The sequence below is a fragment of the Protofrankia sp. CiP1_Cm_nod2 genome (assembly GCF_920664355.1).
In the GTDB taxonomy this organism is placed as follows: Bacteria; Actinomycetota; Actinomycetes; order Frankiales; family Frankiaceae; genus Protofrankia.
Genome location: NZ_CAKKTL010000007.1, coordinates 18,894 through 20,577, shown reverse-complemented (window position 1 = coordinate 20,577; position 1,684 = coordinate 18,894). Strand labels below are relative to the sequence as shown.

Below are 1,684 nucleotides of genomic sequence, written 5' to 3'. Positions count from 1 at the left end.
ACCGCCCGTTAAAATGCGCGTCGACGATGGCCCCCACCGGCGTCCGTCAGCTGCGCTCGGCGAGATCGTTCGCGCCGTCTGACAGGGCTCGGCGTTCAGGGTTTCGCGAGCCCTGGTTTCGCTGAATGCGAGGTTCCCGCCTGTCCTGTGGACACCAGTGTGCGACTGGCCGTTGCCGCGACGGCAAGGGCGGCCAGGCGGTGCGGGGCCCGCAGCCGGGTGAATGAGCCCGCCGCGAGAGAGATCGCGAGTCCGCTTCCGGCGAGGGTGAGGGCGTGGCCGAGTCCGGTGTGTTGGGCGGTGAGCCCGCCGGCCGCTGCGCCGATGGGCTGGCCGCCCCAGGCGATGATCCTGGCGGTGGTGTTGACCCTTGCCTGGAGCTCGATGGGTGCGATGGTCTGGCGTACGACGATGCCGTTGAGGCTGACGGTGGTGTTGGCCGCCTGCCAGGCGAGCAGTGCCAGCGCGCCCGGGATCAGAGTGGTACTCACCGCCCAGCAGCCGAGGAAGACCAGGCCGGCGGCCAGGCCACCGAGGGTCAGCCAGCCGACCGGAAAGCGCCGCTGCAGCGGCGCGATCAGCAGGCTGCCTGTCAGGCTGCCGGCGCCAGCGGCGGCGTAGAGCAGTCCGATCCGCCCGTCGTCGTCGGGGAGCCCGAGCCGGCGGACCGCGACGACGACGATCAGGCCGGTGATGAAGCCCGCGGTCAGGCTGTTACCGAGGCCGATAAGTGTCAGGGTGCGGACGAGCCGGTGCTCCCACACCCACCGCAGGCCTTCGCCGATGTCGGCGCGCAGCGACCGCCGGACTGGCCGCACTGTCGGTGAGGGCGGGGGAAGCCGGGCCATCAGCAGTGCGGAGGCGGCGAAACTGGCGGCGTCGACGGAGAGGGCGGGGCCGGCGCCGACGGTGGCGGCGAGCAGGCCGCCCGCCGCGGGCCCGGCGAGGGCGATCACCGTGCTGACGGAGCTCATCCGTCCGGTGGCCTGCCCCATCGCGCCAGGGGGGACCAGCGCGGCCAGCGCTCGGAAGCCGGCCGCGTCGGAGAAGGTCAGAGCTGCGGCGTTGCCCGCCGCGACGATCAGCAGCTGCGTGGTGGTGAGTACGTCGATCGCGTCTGTCAGCGGGATGCTGGCTAGGAGAAGGCAGCTGGCCAGGTTCGATGCGACAAGCACGCGGCGGGGATCGAGGCGGTCGGCCCATGCTCCGGCGGGTAGCCCGAGCAGCAGGTAGGGGACGGCTTCGAAGGCGGTCAGCAGCCCGGTGAGGGCGGCGCTGCCGCTGCGTTGGTAGATCAGCAGCGGCAGCGCGACGAGGCTGACGGCCGATCCGGCCCAGGAGACCGCCCGTGCGGTCAGGAAGCGCCGATACCCGGATCGGTCGAGGGCCTGGTCGGCGAGAACCTGGTCGGCGTCGAGGGCGGTCGCCGGCTGCTCCGGGCTGGGGGGTGTGGTCATGGGTGCAGGGCCGCGGCCAGGGCTTCGACGCCTTGGACGCCGGCGAGGTTCGTCGAGTTCCACTGCGGGAGAAAGACGATGGTGCTGGTGCGGACGGCGGTGACCGTAGGCAGTGTCCTGGCGAGGAAGGTCCGGGCGTCGGTCTGGCTCTCGCCGCCGCTGAGCAGGTACACGAGTGTGGCCGGGTCGTCCTTGATGATGGTTTCCTTCGACAGCTCGCCGTAGTA

Annotated in this window: 1 protein-coding gene and 1 pseudogene; both read right to left on the bottom strand. The window is 71.7% G+C overall.

The window, feature by feature from the left end; translation table 11 throughout:
- Positions 1–95 precede the first annotated feature (95 nt).
- Entirely contained in the window at positions 96–1,457 is a 1,362-nt protein-coding gene (locus tag NBW84_RS01540) for an MFS transporter (protein WP_250280989.1), read from the bottom strand.
- Positions 1,454–1,684, bottom strand: a pseudogene (locus NBW84_RS01535) (ABC transporter substrate-binding protein); the annotation flags it as partial. The gene NBW84_RS01540 and the pseudogene NBW84_RS01535, both read right to left, overlap by 4 nt.